This window comes from Roseobacter fucihabitans (genome assembly GCF_014337925.2).
Classification (GTDB): domain Bacteria; phylum Pseudomonadota; class Alphaproteobacteria; order Rhodobacterales; family Rhodobacteraceae; genus Roseobacter; species Roseobacter fucihabitans.
The window spans coordinates 3,018,825-3,033,236 of sequence record NZ_CP143423.1; the positions used below are offsets into that span (position 1 = coordinate 3,018,825).

Here is a 14,412-nt window from a genome sequence, read left to right on the forward strand (position 1 = left end):
TGGTTTGAGGGTATCGCGCATTACGATGACCTAAAAGTCTAAATCAAGCATCTGAGGGTAAGCTTGATCTGGTCATACGGACGGTAAGAATGGCCGCTGGGTGCGTTACCTACCACACCACAAAGGTTTACAGCATCACCAAGAAGCCCAACGCCACTGCATCGGACGAGTTTTTTGTCGGCTTGCTTAATTCAAAGCTAATGTGGTGGTATTTGAAGCACACTGGGGACACGCTGCAGGGTGACGCAAGAACTATGAAAACCAACTATATCAACCCGTTTACTCTACCCGCAGCCGTGAGCAAAGAACACGATTTGGCAATCTCTGCACTCGTCACTGAGATAGTGAAAGATAAAGCCGGACCAGCGCGCACCGAGGAAATCCAGTGCCTCGAAGAGGCAATCAATGCCGCCGTCTACAAGCTCTACGACCTGAGCCAGGAAGAAATAAAGGTGATCGAGCAGGCAATCTGAAACGATGCAGCACGCACCAATGTCCGCTAATCGGGCTGCGAGCGCAGCATCTGGGGATCGTGCTCAAAGTCCGTAATGGGCCGTCACTACGGTGTCTGTCGCCGCTTTGCAGCTTCTCGAAACCGGAAGTTCATCGATTGTGTTTATTCTGCCATAGTTCAGCTCGGTCGGCTGATGATGCTAGGCTTGTGTAGAGCGGATCAGATTATAAAAGAAGCAACATGAAGAATATCTTTTTCTCTACGGCATTGGCGCTTTTGGTTGCATCAGCAGCCCTGGCTCACAATGGCGTCAAGAACGCAGCCGTGATGACACGTATGAACGCAATGAGCGGCATCGGCGCTGAGATGAAAACGCTTGGAAAGATGGCCAAAGGTGCGGCCGCCTTTGATGCCAACACCGCCAAAACAGCCGCTGCTGTAATTGCTAAGCATGCCGCGAATACACCTGCATTGTTTGAAGCTCAAGAAGATGACCCCAAGTCAGAGGCAACAGCAATGATCTGGACCAACTTTGCGGATTTCACGGAAAAGGCTGCCGCAATGGAGACTGTCGCTCTGGGCCTGTCGAAGTCCATCAGCACGCCAGATGATCTTGGTGCGGCACTGAAAGCACTCGGTGACACCTGTAAAGCGTGCCATACAGGTTACAGGCAAAAGAGATAGTTAACTGAGATGACTTTGAACCGTCGCACATTTTTGACCACTTCATTGGCGCTTTTGGGTGCGCCCAGAGTATCGCTTGCAGCGCCGTTTGTTCTGCGTGCGGAGCCAGTCACGGCGCAGATTTTGCCAGTTGGAGATGGGGTGACCCAAATGCTTGGCTTTAACGGCAGCACGCCGGGACCGGAGCTGAGGTTTCGAGAAGGCGACACATTAGATATGCGCTTTGACAACGCTATTGGTGAAGGCTCTGCGGTGCATTGGCATGGCATTCGGATCGACAATGCGATGGACGGCGTGCCCTACCTGACCCAAACGATAGTCGAGGATGGAGAGTATTTCGACTACCGGTTCACACTGCCAGACGCGGGAACATATTGGTATCATTCCCACAACCGATCGTGGGAGCAAGTGGCGCGCGGCCTCTATGGCCCCTTAATTGTGGAAGAGAAGACCCCGCCAAAGGTGGATCACGATATAACCGTCATGATCGACGATTGGCGGATCGAACGAACAGGCGACACAATTGAGGATTTCGGCAACCGTCACGACTTTTCCCATGCCGGGCGTTTGGGCACCTTCGCCAAAGTTATCCCTTCAATGTTCGAGGTGCGTCGTGGCGACCGTGTGCGCCTGCGCCTGATCAATGTCGCAACAGCGCGTGTCTTCCCGCTGGAAATCGCGGGACTTAAAGGCAAAGTCGTTGCCCTCGACGGGATGCCTCTTGACACACCGCAAGACATCGGGCCGCTGATGATCGCCCCGGCACAACGCATGGATATTATCGCTGATGTGTCCGAAACGGTGAAATTCATTTTTCCAACGCGGCAAGACCCCTATGAAATGGGCGAAATTATCGTGCGTGGAGAGAACCCAAGCCCTTCTTCAACCAACATCGAAGCTCTGCTGCGCCCATACGCTCCGCAGCCAGCGACTACCCCAGATCACGACTTGACCATGGCGCTGCAAGGCGGCGCGATGGGCGGTGCGCATGGCGGCGATGACATTTGGAGCCTGAACGGGGTGTCTGGTTTGTCTGATGATCCTTGGCAGACATTCAAACGAGGTGAGACAGCACGCATCAAACTGGTTAATGAAACGTCCTTCCCGCATGGCATTCATCTGCACGGGCATCACTTCTACGAATTAGAGCCGGACGGCACTCTTGGCCCGATGCGGGACACGACGCTTCTCCAACGGCAAGAAACCCGCGACATCGTCTGTGTCTTCGACAACCCCGGCAAGTGGTTGCTGCATTGTCATATGCTGGGCCATCAAGCCAGCGGGATGAAAACATGGGTGCAGGTTACATGAGGTGGCTCTGGTTTGCTGGATTGCTTTTGGCCTGTCCTGCTGTCGCGGATCATGAATTGGACGGTCGTGACATCAAGGTTGGTCAGACGCTTTATGTCGAGCATTGTGCATCTTGCCACGGCGTAAACTGGAAGGCGAACCAGACTGGCAGACACCCAACGCAGATGGTGTTCTGCCCGCACCACCCCATGACAAAACGGGCCATACGTGGCACCACGACAATGCGCTGCTGTTTGAATACACCAAGCTCGGTGGCAAAGGCGCGCTGTCGGCGCGGGGCGTCAACGACTTCAATAGCGGGATGCCTGCGTTCGAAGATGCACTATCCGACGCAGATATCTGGAACGTTCTCGCGTACATCCGATCAACTTGGCCGGAACGTGAACAACAGATTCAGGCCAGCCGTAATCCGGCGCACTAATCCAAAGATCGGTCATGCTAATTCGTATTGACCGCGCCCGGTACGTCGCATGCGCCCTTCATTACAAAGCGCTGTCAAAGCGCGATAGCAGGCTTCGTGCGATAGATTTATGCGGCTGGCCAGCTCCATCGCGCTCGCTTCGAGATAACCAGCCTGAACGGCAACCATGATCCGTTCTTTCGCTGACCGAATGGACAGCATTTCAATATGCGCGCGATAATGCTGCACTTGGAGGGCCAAGTGTCTGGTAAAAGCCAGGGAGAAGTCAGCGTCAGCCTCCATCAGCTTCACGACCGCAACCTTGTCCAGCTTTTCGACACTGCCCGCCGCAGTACAGATCGCATCACAATGGTAGGTTTCTGAGAAGATTGAAGCTTCGGCGAAAGAGCCACCCGCCGCCGCGTGATGCAGTGTCAAGACTTCCCCATTTTCACCATGTCTGCGCAGCGTAACGCGACCTGAAATGATACGAAACAGTCCAGACGTCGGTTGTCCTTGGCGAAACAGCACATCCTCATGCCGCATGTCGATCTTATGACATGCCAGCGTCGGCAGTCTGGAGAAAACATCATTCATATGATTTCGATCATATGCCGGACGCGCAGTCGTTCATAGTCTCAAGCTGAACCGAGGAGACACAAATGAAACAGATCATTACCACAGCAACTGCCATTCTAATTGCAACAAGTGCATTGTCGCAACATGCATACAGAACAAACAATATTGCCAAACTGGCCAATCTCAGTTTGCGGCGATTGCTGAAATCGTGACTTTGTTGCGTGCTGATGAGAATACAGATTGGGCTTCAGTCAACATCACAGCTCTGAGAGACCACCTTGTCGACATGGATAACGTGACATCGAGATCATCTGTTGAAACGAGTACTGACGCATTGACCGTGACCTTCACTGTCACTGGAGAGCCGATGGTTGCGCAATCCATTCAACGCATGGTGAGGGCACATGCATCAATGCTGCAAGCCGGTGCAGGTTGGACGGCCAACGCACAAAACCACAGCGATGGTACAAAAATGGTCGTTGCGGCAAACTCAATAGATGAGTTTCAAGAAATCTTGGGGTTGGGTTTTTATGGGACAATGACGGTCGGGGCACACCATCAACAGCATCACCTAATGATCGCAAAGGGAAGGTCGCCACATTGAAGAAACCGCACTTTGACTACTGACTTTAACAGTATTTCCTTGCGGCGCGCACAGCATAAATTGGCGCTTCTCCTATGGGCACGGTGGCCGCTCAGGATCTGTGATATGGTGAACCGTCAACGTTTGGTTGTCGTTGTGGGAGGGATTGGCGGATCGGAGGATCAGTCATGGCAACACCAAACTTACCTGCCATTCGCGCACTTCGCCCTGCTTGGAACAAGGGCCGTATCGTCGGTCAAAAGCGACCGCTGAAACCAAAACATGTTTGGGCCATCAGGGTCCGGCTTGAGCTTGCCGAGAACCATCGCGACCTTGCCCTGTTCAATATGGCCATTGATAGCAAATTGCGCGGTTGTGATCTCTGTCGAATGCAAGTCGTCGATGTAATGGCATCCGGCCAGATCAAGGAACGGGCATCAGTGCTCCAAAGCAAAACGCGGAAGCCGGTGCGTTTCGAGATATCGGAAGGCACCCGAGCATCAGTCGCGAAGTGGATGGAAGACCCGCTGATGGTCGGGTCTGAATATTTGTGGCCCGGTCGCTTCCACGAGCGACTTCACATCTCGACAAGGCAATACGCGCGGATTGTTCGAGATTGGGTGACATCAATTGGTTTGGAAGCGACCGCCTATGGAACCCACTCAATGAGGCGAACCAAGGTGACACAGATCTACAAGAAAACTGGCAACCTGCGTGCAGTTCAGCTTCTACTTGGCCATACGAAAATGGACAGCACCGTACGCTACTTGGGCGTAGAACTTGAAGATGCGCTTGCTATTGCGGAGGCCATTGAAATCTGAACAACGGGACCGCTCGTTAGGGCGGCCCAAATGTATGTACCGGCTGCTGTTCGCAAATGATTTATGGCATGTTCTCGGCAGTCGCTCATATGTATTCGGCCTGTTTATCAATACGCGGGTCGTTGCCTTTTTGGGGTTATCCAAGGCAGTTGTGTGCCCAAACCATTCTTATCGACGTATCTTTAGAAAAGCCGGGCGGACGGGACCAGTCGACGTTGAATGTAACGATAAATGTAGACAAAGGCGCTGTCGATGAGTGCCTAGCGGTCCACTTCCGGCATAGATAACGCGAGTAGTTCAACGCAAGTCTCTGCGGTTCGTCACCATAACTCTGATCTTCGAGATTAGACAGATATTTGCGCCATCTCGCGTTGACGTAAACGCCTGACACGACAGCGGGTCGGGCTGTATCAGCTGCTTCAATACGCATGTTGTAGACATCGACGACCGCACCATCGGCCAACTCTCCTCGAATTTCAGGCCAGGGACTGTTCATTTCCGGATGTGGCGCGAACATGGTCCAGTGCTGATAAAGACCAAAGAATTGTCGAATGGCATGAAACTCCTCTGGCAAACGTATTCCTGCGGGGGGAACGGTAGACACATTCTGGATTGTCACAAATATTAGCGCCATGGCAGCAATCAGGTTTGTGAATCGACTTGCACCGTGTTTTATCAATCGCTGTTCCCTGCCTCTTGGCGAGACCGCCGCAAGCCACCTTCGATTACGTGCGACCCATCGGTAGGCTCGGTCGCCGGCCCACGCTAAAGGTTTGAAGGTGAGCAGCGGCATCGTAAACCAGAAGACAGGTGAGGTGGCGACAAGTCTGCACATGGCCGTCCACCTTAGATGGTGCGACTGACCATCCGTTAAGACCCAGCTGTTCGTCTCTTCAAGAAGAGGACCGATTACTAGATCTTTCTGGGCTGGTTCGATCGACACGTCCCTGAGGAACAAAAAGGTTGTGATCAGGTGGCAGATTCTGCGGCAAAATCCACAATCTCGATCATACCAGATCGTCAGACGCGATTGATCTTTATAACGTAACCTCTCCTCTATCGCATCCCACATCCAAGCGGGCATGAAAGTCAGATTCATAATGATTGAGATCAGAGGAAATAGCCCAATCTCAAGACACATCCAAAAACCGATATGCATGGTCATGAAACAAAGCATAAGTGCCGCGCGCAGTGGGCGGTTCAGGATCGGAGAAAAAATTAGAATTGGGCCAACAAGTTCCAGCGTCCAGACATAGTAAGTCAGTCCCTTCAAAACGCCTTCGAATTGTCGGAACCAGATCGCAAACGGCGTCGCGAGATAGTCAAGGTGGAGGGCATAGTAGACGGCTGTGCCATCTGGCATCCAGATATCGTCGCTCTTAAGGAGCGCACTGAAGAAATACATCGACATACCCTGCAAAAGGAGCGCAGCGGTTCCAATCGAGCAGTAATTGTGGTCCCTGTCTTGCCTGTCTTCGCCCAATGCTGCATCGACCGAATAGCGCGCGCCGGTCGGCAGAAACATTGCCCAAAACAGCAGCAACAATGCTAGGTTATCTTCTCCGGAGAGAATAAGTGTGTTTCGGTTTTGAAGCGAAAGCAAAAGAAGCCAGCACATGAAGGTCGCGAGCCGTGTACGCCACCCGACAATCAGCATCAGCGCAAAAACAGCAGCGAGCAAAAAGAGGCCGGCCTGGAAAGCTGCACTGCCATTCATCAGATGCAATGAGAACGATGACGGCGACAAATGAGACAGGGCAACGTCACGTGGCAGAACACCGAAATCGGTGTAATGCGCTGTAAGATCGCGGCTTCGCAAACAGAGATCGACGAATAGGTAGGCGCCCATCAACACCCGAAAAAGCGCCAAAGTCCTCAGATCAATGCCAAACACCTCTTGTCGCGATGCGATATGCCAAAAGTTCGTGTCGGTTTTTCCCGAAGTGCGGTGTGCTGCAGCTTGCGATCCGTCGGTGTCCAAACTGTTATCCTTTGAGGACGTAAGTTCCTTTGTTTTACGGCAACATAGTGAACGGGCTGTTAAGCAGGGTTTCGACGGAGCTTGGACAAGATGGCGAGGGCGTTCATCCCGAAAAGGGGGGCACCTGCAACAAGCTGGTATGGTCGCCGCAAGATTGTGTTAACCAAGGCGGCTCTGTCGCGACCCCATTCCGGTTTTCTTTACGTTTTTGGAGCAAACTAAAAACGCTTTCGAACAAGGATGAATCAGGATGTTCCGACTCTTATTAGCTGCCATGGCCGTTGTTGCCTTTAGTTTCGCCGCCGCCGCAGAAGGTTGGGTGTTGCAAAGCACCAATGGCAATGTTCGTATTTCAGTCGACGGAAAAACGTGGAGCCGAGCCAAAGAGGGTGCCGACGTCGCAAGTGGAACGTGGATTAGGACAGGAGCGGGCAGTCGAGCGATACTTGGGCGAGGTGTGGAGCGGATCGTCTACCGGGCCAATACACTGGCGGCTGTGTCGGTTTCCCAGCCGACGGGTCAGACCACGCAGGTCACGCACGAAAGAGGGGCGGTTTTTCTATCCGTCGCCACCACGAAGCGGCAACGTACAAGTGTTGTGACACCCCACCTCGCAGCTGTGATCAAAGGGACTGTTCTGGAGGTGATCACCGATGAGGAAAGCGCTTCGGTGCGGGTGGACAAAGGTGTCGTTGAGGTGAGTATTGATGAGCGCAGCGTTGACGTGACCGCCGGACGTGAGGCGTCGTCAGACGGTCGGTCGCTGAGCGTGTCTGAAGCTACGGTCACAAGCCGCGTACCGGGCGCATCAAATACATTCGGTCTAGATCTCAATAACGTTCCGGGGGCTACCGGCAACGGGAATGGTAACGGCAACAGGAATGGCAACGGCAACGGCAGCGGCAATGGCAACGGGAATGGCAACGGCAACGGCAACGGCAATGGCAACGGCAACGGCAACGGCAACGGCAACGGCAACGGGAATGGCAACGGCAACGGGAATGGCAACGGCAACGGCAACGGGAATGGCAACGGCAACGGGAATGGAGGCAGAAACTGACATCTTTTATCGTACCACGCCATATTTTCATCGCACATCTCATTGTCGTGGTGGTCTTTTTCGCTGACCGAAGTGGCTTTCTTTTAGGCTTGAATGATCGTCTGGAAGATTTTCGTACTACACACGCTGAGCGTGCAACCTCGGGTAACTTCGTCTTTGTCGCCATTGATGCGACTTCCATCCAATCAGCAGGAGGATGGCCCTGGTCACGTCAAGTGCACGCGGAAATTCTCAACAATCTGACCGATGCCAATGCGCTTGATGTCTTCTTCGACATCGATTTTGCATTTTCATCCGATCTTTCAGGTGATACCGCCTTCGCTAATGCCTTAGATCGATCCGGAAGCACCTATTTGCCTGTGTTCCAACAGGCGGAACGAGCTGGCAAAGCCGAGCAAATAACAAATTGGCCGCTGGCGCTTTTTGCCGAACGAAGTTGGCCTGCGCTGGTCAACGTGTTTAGCGATAGACAGGGCACGGTGCGCTTCTACCCTTTCGGTGAAACCATCGACGGCAACTACATTCCCTCTGCTGCTGCGCTCCTTACGGGGACCTTCTCAGTACGGTCAGGCAACTTTCCCATCAATTTCTCTTTTCGCCCAGAAAACGTGCCTACCATCTCCGCAATTGATGTGGCGACTGGCCAGTTCGATCCAGATTTGATCGCGGGACGCTCGGTCATTGTTGGGGCTTCGGCGATCGAATTGGGTGATCTCTTCGCCGTACCCATTCACGGGATTATTCCCGGGCCGTTGGTTCACATCCTGGCGGCAGAAACGTTAGCCGCCAGTCTAGTGCCAGCAACCCTTACGGTCGAGTGGGTTCTATTGGCCCTGTTGGCGCTTCTACTGCTCCTGCAAACGCCACTATTTCGCAAACCTGTCGTTTTAATTTTAGCCGCGGGCTTTGCGATTATTGCCAGCGAAGCTACGGCTTTCATACTGTTTGCAACCAATTCTGTTGTCGTCCCGACCGGAGCTCTTTATCCTAGCTTGCTCGCCTTCTGCAGCTGGTCTTTGTTACTAAGGCTGAAGCAGAATGGTTGGGTTATCAACCGCCAAAAACAAGAGGTTGCGAACACATCGGCGCTGCTGCAACAAGTGTTCGATGACAGTTTCGACGCCATTGCCATCGTGGATGAAACCGGCGCGGTTAAGATGCATAGCGACACCGCAGCCAATCTCTTTGGTTTCAATGAAAAAGATCAACTTGAGTTGCCAGCACGCTTGAAAGAAGAGGCTTTGGCAATGATGCGCAACGGCGGTAACAGAGCTGTCCACACCTATGAGACTTTCGACAGCAGTACGCCGCTCCAAATAGAATATAGCGTTACGCCATCTCAGACGATCTCATTTGAAGGCACGAAAGAACACACACAGAGTATCGCCACGTTGGCGATGCGCGATGTGACGAAAATCAAAGAGCAGGAACGCAAAATCGCCTATCTGTCGAGTTACGACGAGCTGACAGGTGCCTTGCGGCGCAGCGTGCTGCTGGATTTCATGGAGCTGCGCGCTGCGGCGGGCGAGCCCTTTACAGTGTGCGTCTTTAACTTAAGCCGCTTCAAGACAATCAATGTGGTCCTCGGACGTGATGTCGGAGATGCCTTGCTTCAGCAGGTGGTGAAACGGCTGGAGCGGGCCAGACTGAACATTTCAGCCGTGGCACGATTGGGTGGCGATACATTTGCATGCTTTACCGAATTTGCAACGGATGACACAGAGGCTTCGGCGGTGGCACGCAGTCTATGTGAGCGCATTGCGGAACCCTATGCACTAGAGAACGCCAAGGCGCGTGTAGGGGTTAAGCTCGGTTACTTCTTGGTCTCTCCTGATATTGAGTTTGACGCTGTGAGTGCCTTGTCCCATGCCGAAGAAGCACTCGATGCGGCCCGGCTTGCGGGCGACGCCGAACCCCGCCCCCATGACCCTCTGCTATCGCGCACGCAGTTCCGTTCACGACAGATCGAGCGCGCCATGGGCCAGGCGCTGGATCAGGAAGAGTTTGAGGTTTGGTATCAGCCGCAACACGGTCTCGACGATCTGGGACTGATCGGCTCAGAGGCCCTTTTACGCTGGAAATCGGAAACCCTTGGCCAAGTATATCCCGATGAATTCATCGAGATCGCGGAGTCGACTGGCTTCATCAAAGAACTCGGCGAGTGGGTGTTAGAAAGGTCGATGCAAGACACCCTCAAGTTGCCTAGTGATCTGAGCGTCGCAGTAAATGTGTCTGGTCTTCAGATGACAAGCGACACGATCGTTAGTGACGTCAACAGGCTTATACGCGACACTGGTTTTCCCGCGTCACGTTTATGCTTGGAACTAACCGAAACCGTTCTGTTCGACGGGACAGACGACCTAGTAGAAAAGATGCGCGACATCCAGTTTCGTGGCGTGAGTTGGGCCTTGGACGATTTTGGAACGGGCTACTCCTCAATGGGTTATCTATCCAAACTTCCAATCGACAAACTGAAGGTGGACAAATCCTTTACGCTTTGCTTGAGCACTGACCCAGCGGCCGCACCCATTCTTGTCGCGATAAGCGATCTGGCGCGAGGCTTGGGGATGACGCTCTTGTGTGAGGGCGTCGAAACCGAAGACCATCTGAATTTTCTCAAAACGCTCCATTGCGCTGAAGCCCAAGGTTACCTCTTCGGTAAGCCAATGCCGTATTCTGAGTTCGCAACATATGTGGAACAAGAAAAATCCGACGGTGCAAACAGAGCAAGAGCTGGGTTTTGAAGTCCAGACAGCAGCCCCGCGCGAAATACTTCGCGAAAGTAAGTTACTTGCTGTCCGCCAAGCCTCGCAAAGTTTTTTTCTAGCTCCGAAATTCCTTTCGTAGGCGCAAATATTATTCTCTTTTCCAGGTCGCTTGAATGTCGGCTGTAAAGGTTCGGGCAAGCACGATCGGTGCTTGCAGCGAATGACCGGAATCCGCCCATTTAGCCAAAAGTCGGTTTTGGAGTGTAACCTGATCAAGCTCATTGGCACCCATATGTCACCCAGTTGAAAGGCACTCAAACACATGGGGGCGTGAGGGCTTCGTAAGTTTCTGTTTTCGCTTGATTTAAATGGTGCCCGGGGGCGGAATCGAACCACCGACACGAGGATTTTCAGTCCACTGCTCTACCCCTGAGCTACCCGGGCACGGGATGCCAAAATATTGGCTGGGTTCGCGGGTTTTAGGAGTTTGCTGCTTGGCTGTCCAGTGTATATTTTCTTTATTTTACAAAGGATTTTTGCCACGCTTGAGTTGACCATTATGAATCTGGCATTCAAGGCGTTGGAATACGTATGGCTTTAAGGACGCGGACTTATATAACCGCCAAAAATTATTGCGCAGTGGGTCTATCTCCCGACCCTGATCTTTGATGTTTCGATCAAGGTGGCCTGAAGCCCACCTTACGGCACCTGCAATCAATGAGGTTTTTCTTGCCGCTCAGGGTTGCGCAGGGCTTCTTCAAGCACCTGTTCGACATCCTCGGGGTCCGTTGAAGGAACCGCGTAGCTGCCGTTGAACCAGCGCGCCAGATCGACGTCCGCGCAGCGTTTAGAGCAAAAGGGGCGCGTTTTGATGTCGGTTTTCTTTCCACATAACGGGCAAGTCATACCAGCACCTCCGAGGTCGGCAGGCGCGCGCGTTTTCGTTGCAATTCGTAATGCCCCAGCGGGGTCCAGCCGACCAGGGCCGTATCGATATCATCACTGCGAAAACTCTGGCGGAGCGCGGTTTCGAACGTGCGGCGGTCCTTTTTCGCCATGGGCGCGAGATCCAGGACGATTTGACCACCCAACCCGCGCAGGCGCAGCGCCCGCGGCAGGGCCTTGGCGCAGGCCATATTGGCTTTGATTCCGGCCGCCAGCGACGCATCCGCCCCGGTATTGACGTCCACCGCAACCAATGCGCGTGTGGGTTCCACGAACAGGCTGGCACCCCCGGTGAGCGCAACCTGGGCATCCTTCAGCTCTTCAAGGGCATCCAACACACCATGTGTTTCAAACCCGCCCGGATCGGTCACGACATCGGCGGGGGCAACCCAATCACGCCATGCCAGGACATGGGGGCCATCACCTTCGGCCAGCATCTCCATCTCCTGGCCTGTATCCTCAAGCACGCGGGCGGCGAGGTCGGCCATATTGGCGATGTCCTCGGCAATATCATCCGCGTCAGCACCCGCGCAGGACGAGCGCAGGATCAGCCCGGTTGCGATCCCGTTCAACGCATCATGCGCGATTTCCAGCAGGCGGTCGCGTTCGGCCTCATCCTTGATGCTGCGGCTGATGTTGAGCCCCGGCGCGCCGGGTGTGACGATGGCGTAACGGCTCTTGAAGAGGAGTTTCTGCGTCACCGGCAGAGCCTTTCCCGGTTCAGCGTATCCCGATACCTGCACCAGAATCATCTGTCCCGGTGCCAGACCCTTGACCTGGCGCAGAAACGCCGCACCATCGGGGGTCTTCAGGAACATACCGCCCTGCCCTTTGACAGGGCGGTCCGCAATCGCGCGATAAATCGTGCCCGGACGCGGGGCATCGGCATCGATCAGCAGGTCTTCGAGTTGCCCATCGACAAGCAACGCCGCCGCCTCACGCTCCGCGAGATGGTCAAGGATGATGCTGCGACCCTTCATGATATTGCTCCGTTCAAAGGATATCCCGCCGCGCGCAGCAGGTTTGCCGTTTCAGCCAAAGGCAGGCCAACAATGCCCGTAAAAGACCCGCTGATCCAGGGAATGAGCGCCCCGGCAGGGCCCTGAATACCATAGCCGCCCGCCTTTCCGCGCCAATCACCGCTCGCGATATAAGCGCGCAGCTCTTCTTGCGAGATCGATTTCATACGCACCGTACTGACGACGTCCTTTTCCCAGATCTTCGCGCCACAACGCAGCGCCACGGCCGTGATCACACGGTGCCTGCGCCCCGAAAGCGCGCGCAAGAAGGCCGCGGCCTCATCGGCATCGCCTGGTTTTCCCATGATGCGCCGACCCAAGGCGACCGTGGTATCCGCGCAAAGCACCACATCCGTGTCCTCGGCGGAGACGGCTTCAACCTTCTGGCGGGCGATACGGCGACAATAAGGTCGCGGCAATTCGCCTTTTTGGGGGTCTTCGTCGATGTCGGGCGCGCGGATTTCATCCGGCAAAACGCCGATTTGCGCCAGCAATTCCTTGCGACGCGGACTTCCGGACCCCAATATAAACAAGGGCTTACTTGAAGCGGTAGTTGATCCGACCCTTGGTCAGATCATAAGGCGTCATCTCGACCTGCACCTTGTCGCCAGCCAGAACACGGATGCGGTTCTTGCGCATCTTGCCTGCCGTATGCGCGATAATCTCATGGCCGTTTTCAAGCTCGACCCGAAATGTGGCGTTCGGCAGGAGTTCCTTCACGACACCGGGGAATTCGAGCGTATCTTCCTTGGCCATGTTTTCTCCATCATTGCACGTCCACCCATTTATGGACGCCGCCTAGATGCGCGCATTTGCGAAGGTTTTCAAGGGGGGATTCAGCGCAACACCACATTAGATGCCGGGTTATCGCGTCCTTTTTGCTCTTGCCAATGCAAGCGGCCCAAAACCCGACCATCGCTGCGTACATTGGCAATGGCATCCAGATCAACCTCGCCGTAGGTCCACCCCGGCATGCCGATCTTGCCTTGCGCCATCACACCGCTATCGGCAAACCCAACATCAGGCGGGCCAAAGACCGCGCCCATACCCGTGGTCACATCGACCGCCTCTGACCAGGGGGCCTCGCCCACCAGGGACGACATGATGCTCACGCATTGGTTTTCCAGCGCCCGCGCCATCGCGCCGATGCGCACGCGCCAATACCCCGACAGCGCCTCGGTACAGGAGGGCACAAGGATCATGTCGCATTCGCTCAGCGCGCGCCCCAAAAGGGGGAATTCGCTGTCATAGCAGATCAGAATGCCGATCCGACCGATTCCCGTGTCAAAGATCTGCAACGGCCCGCCGCCGATCACGCCCCAGGCATCGCGCTCAAACCGGGTCATGATCTGTTTGTCCTGCACCCCGATGCCACCGCCGGGCGCAAAAAGCCGCGCGCGGTTAACCGGACGGGTGGTGGTTGCGGCAGGTCCCGAGGCGGCCAGAATGTGAATATTATGTTCCGCGGCCAGTTTCTGGTGCACCGCATCCGCATCCGCCAGCCGATCCGACACCGCGAATAACGATTGTTCCAGATCGGCGGCCACGTCACGCCCCGCCAGCGTGGCCAGTTCCATCGCCCCGTATTCGGGGAAAACGGCCAAGCGCGCGCCCGCCTGCGCCGCCTCAAACACCCAATTGGCGATCTTATCTTCGTATTGCGCCCATGAGGTAAGGAAATCCAAAGGGTAGGCGGCGGTGGCAATTTTCATGTCGGAACTCCGGGTCAAATCCTTTGGCTATCGTTTCGAAAACGGCACTGAACCGCAATAGGTTATGACACCGGCACGTGGTTCACCTGTTGCAACCGCGCATCCGCAAGCCTGCATGTCCCTGTCGCGCGCAGCATTGGCTGGATGGTCCCGGT

General features: G+C 54.6%; 15 protein-coding genes, 1 tRNA gene and 1 pseudogene. 9 read left to right on the top strand and 8 right to left on the bottom strand.

Going from position 1 to position 14,412, the window contains the following annotated elements; all coding sequences use genetic code 11:
• The first annotated feature begins 89 nt into the window (after positions 1-89).
• The 4 genes and pseudogenes from ROLI_RS14835 (at position 90) to ROLI_RS14850 (ending at position 2,870) form a co-directional block, all read left to right on the top strand.
• Positions 90-473: a TaqI-like C-terminal specificity domain-containing protein gene (locus tag ROLI_RS14835; RefSeq protein WP_187431357.1), complete on the top strand. Its 384-nt coding sequence runs from the start codon at positions 90-92 to the stop codon at positions 471-473.
• Between the two features lie 221 nt (positions 474-694).
• Positions 695-1,138 carry a cytochrome c gene (locus ROLI_RS14840; protein WP_187431356.1) on the top strand — a complete coding sequence of 148 codons (444 nt, stop codon included), beginning with the start codon at positions 695-697 and terminating at the stop codon, positions 1,136-1,138.
• 141 nt (positions 1,139-1,279) lie between these two features.
• The gene (locus ROLI_RS14845; RefSeq protein WP_316247481.1) at positions 1,280-2,449 is read left to right on the top strand and encodes a multicopper oxidase family protein; all 1,170 of its coding nucleotides are present in this window, start codon (positions 1,280-1,282) and stop codon (positions 2,447-2,449) included.
• Positions 2,446-2,870, top strand: a pseudogene (locus tag ROLI_RS14850) (c-type cytochrome). Before ROLI_RS14845 ends, ROLI_RS14850 begins: the two are co-directional and overlap by 4 nt.
• Positions 2,871-2,882: 12 nt before the next feature.
• Here the strand turns inward: ROLI_RS14850 and ROLI_RS14855 are convergent.
• Positions 2,883-3,446 carry a Crp/Fnr family transcriptional regulator gene (locus ROLI_RS14855; RefSeq protein ID WP_187431354.1) on the bottom strand — a complete coding sequence of 188 codons (564 nt, stop codon included), beginning with the start codon at positions 3,444-3,446 and terminating at the stop codon, positions 2,883-2,885.
• A 65-nt stretch (positions 3,447-3,511) separates the two neighbouring features.
• Between ROLI_RS14855 and ROLI_RS14860 the strand changes: the two genes are divergently transcribed.
• The 3 genes from ROLI_RS14860 (at position 3,512) to ROLI_RS14870 (ending at position 4,832) form a co-directional block, all read left to right on the top strand.
• Positions 3,512-3,640, top strand: a complete 129-nt coding sequence (locus ROLI_RS14860) for a hypothetical protein (protein WP_262386599.1) — start codon at positions 3,512-3,514, stop codon at positions 3,638-3,640.
• Between the two features lie 74 nt (positions 3,641-3,714).
• Positions 3,715-4,032, top strand: a complete 318-nt coding sequence (locus ROLI_RS14865; RefSeq protein WP_187431353.1) for a hypothetical protein — start codon at positions 3,715-3,717, stop codon at positions 4,030-4,032.
• Positions 4,033-4,199: 167 nt separating this feature from the next.
• Complete coding sequence (locus ROLI_RS14870) at positions 4,200-4,832, top strand: tyrosine-type recombinase/integrase (RefSeq protein WP_187431352.1); 633 nt, start codon at positions 4,200-4,202, stop codon at positions 4,830-4,832.
• A gap of 136 nt (positions 4,833-4,968) precedes the next feature.
• Here the strand turns inward: ROLI_RS14870 and ROLI_RS14875 are convergent, their stop codons facing one another.
• Positions 4,969-6,813: a DCC1-like thiol-disulfide oxidoreductase family protein gene (locus tag ROLI_RS14875; protein WP_187431351.1), complete on the bottom strand. Its 1,845-nt coding sequence runs from the start codon at positions 6,811-6,813 to the stop codon at positions 4,969-4,971.
• A gap of 250 nt (positions 6,814-7,063) precedes the next feature.
• On the opposite strand from ROLI_RS14875, the gene ROLI_RS14880 reads away from it, so the two are divergent.
• Both ROLI_RS14880 and ROLI_RS14885 read left to right on the top strand, forming a co-directional pair.
• Complete coding sequence (locus tag ROLI_RS14880; protein WP_338469170.1) at positions 7,064-7,873, top strand: FecR domain-containing protein; 810 nt, start codon at positions 7,064-7,066, stop codon at positions 7,871-7,873.
• A 50-nt stretch (positions 7,874-7,923) separates the two neighbouring features.
• Positions 7,924-10,617, top strand: a complete 2,694-nt coding sequence (locus tag ROLI_RS14885; RefSeq protein ID WP_338469171.1) for an EAL domain-containing protein — start codon at positions 7,924-7,926, stop codon at positions 10,615-10,617.
• Positions 10,618-10,950: 333 nt separating this feature from the next.
• Here the strand turns inward: ROLI_RS14885 and ROLI_RS14890 are convergent.
• The 6 genes from ROLI_RS14890 to ROLI_RS14915 all read right to left on the bottom strand — a co-directional run bounded on the left by ROLI_RS14890 (position 10,951) and on the right by ROLI_RS14915 (position 14,257).
• Positions 10,951-11,025 (bottom strand) — tRNA-Phe (locus tag ROLI_RS14890).
• A gap of 270 nt (positions 11,026-11,295) precedes the next feature.
• Positions 11,296-11,487, bottom strand: a complete 192-nt coding sequence (locus ROLI_RS14895; protein WP_338469172.1) for a DNA gyrase inhibitor YacG — start codon at positions 11,485-11,487, stop codon at positions 11,296-11,298.
• Positions 11,484-12,506, bottom strand: a complete 1,023-nt coding sequence (locus tag ROLI_RS14900; protein ID WP_338469173.1) for a ribonuclease E/G — start codon at positions 12,504-12,506, stop codon at positions 11,484-11,486. Before ROLI_RS14900 ends, ROLI_RS14895 begins: the two co-directional genes overlap by 4 nt.
• Positions 12,503-13,078, bottom strand: coding sequence for a Maf family protein (locus ROLI_RS14905; protein ID WP_338469174.1), 576 nt, complete (start codon positions 13,076-13,078; stop codon positions 12,503-12,505). The genes ROLI_RS14900 and ROLI_RS14905 overlap by 4 nt, the downstream gene beginning before the upstream one ends.
• A gap of 4 nt (positions 13,079-13,082) precedes the next feature.
• Positions 13,083-13,301, bottom strand: a complete 219-nt coding sequence (gene infA / locus ROLI_RS14910; RefSeq protein WP_005978431.1) for a translation initiation factor IF-1 — start codon at positions 13,299-13,301, stop codon at positions 13,083-13,085.
• Between the two features lie 80 nt (positions 13,302-13,381).
• Complete coding sequence (locus ROLI_RS14915; protein ID WP_338469175.1) at positions 13,382-14,257, bottom strand: carbon-nitrogen hydrolase family protein; 876 nt, start codon at positions 14,255-14,257, stop codon at positions 13,382-13,384.
• Between the last annotated feature and the right edge of the window lie 155 nt (positions 14,258-14,412).

What these genes read in the sequence shown, in the direction of transcription:
- ROLI_RS14835 (WP_187431357.1), top strand. Translation starts at nt 90, where the DNA reads ATGGCCGCTGGGTGCGTTACCTACCACACCACAAAGGTTTACAGCATC.
- ROLI_RS14840 (WP_187431356.1), top strand. Translation starts at nt 695, where the DNA reads ATGAAGAATATCTTTTTCTCTACGGCATTGGCGCTTTTGGTTGCATCA.
- ROLI_RS14855 (WP_187431354.1), bottom strand. Translation starts at nt 3,446, where the DNA reads ATGAATGATGTTTTCTCCAGACTGCCGACGCTGGCATGTCATAAGATC.
- ROLI_RS14860 (WP_262386599.1), top strand. Translation starts at nt 3,512, where the DNA reads ATGAAACAGATCATTACCACAGCAACTGCCATTCTAATTGCAACAAGT.
- ROLI_RS14865 (WP_187431353.1), top strand. Translation starts at nt 3,715, where the DNA reads ATGGATAACGTGACATCGAGATCATCTGTTGAAACGAGTACTGACGCA.
- ROLI_RS14870 (WP_187431352.1), top strand. Translation starts at nt 4,200, where the DNA reads ATGGCAACACCAAACTTACCTGCCATTCGCGCACTTCGCCCTGCTTGG.
- ROLI_RS14880 (WP_338469170.1), top strand. Translation starts at nt 7,064, where the DNA reads ATGTTCCGACTCTTATTAGCTGCCATGGCCGTTGTTGCCTTTAGTTTC.
- ROLI_RS14895 (WP_338469172.1), bottom strand. Translation starts at nt 11,487, where the DNA reads ATGACTTGCCCGTTATGTGGAAAGAAAACCGACATCAAAACGCGCCCC.
- ROLI_RS14900 (WP_338469173.1), bottom strand. Translation starts at nt 12,506, where the DNA reads ATGAAGGGTCGCAGCATCATCCTTGACCATCTCGCGGAGCGTGAGGCG.
- infA (WP_005978431.1), bottom strand. Translation starts at nt 13,301, where the DNA reads ATGGCCAAGGAAGATACGCTCGAATTCCCCGGTGTCGTGAAGGAACTC.
- ROLI_RS14915 (WP_338469175.1), bottom strand. Translation starts at nt 14,257, where the DNA reads ATGAAAATTGCCACCGCCGCCTACCCTTTGGATTTCCTTACCTCATGG.